Genomic DNA, 260 nt, shown 5'->3' with positions numbered 1-260 from the left:
CGGTCTAATACGAATTTCGGACGATTCGTTCAGCTTAGCCGCAGACGACCACAGCGAAGGGCAAATGCCACGCTGAATGGATTATTGGGATTTCGTATGACAACGACGCACGCCCGACCCCTCCCCCGCAGAGGGGGGAGGGTCGGCGTCGTGCTTTGCCTACTCCGCCGCCTGCGCCCCGACCCCGGTCCCGACCGGGCACGACACGCCGGTGCCGCCGAGCCCGCAATAGCCGCCGGGGTTCTTCGCGAGGTACTGCT

At 65.0% G+C, this 260-nt stretch carries 1 pseudogene; it reads right to left on the bottom strand.

What is annotated here, in order from left to right:
- Positions 1-159 precede the first annotated feature (159 nt).
- A pseudogene (locus EOE48_RS30155) lies at positions 160-260 on the bottom strand (peptide-methionine (S)-S-oxide reductase MsrA); the annotation flags it as partial.

This window comes from Methylobacterium oryzihabitans (assembly GCF_004004555.2).
GTDB lineage: Bacteria > Pseudomonadota > Alphaproteobacteria > Rhizobiales > Beijerinckiaceae > Methylobacterium > Methylobacterium oryzihabitans.
Note: the sequence above shows the minus strand (reverse complement) of the source record. Positions and strands in the feature narration are given on the sequence as shown.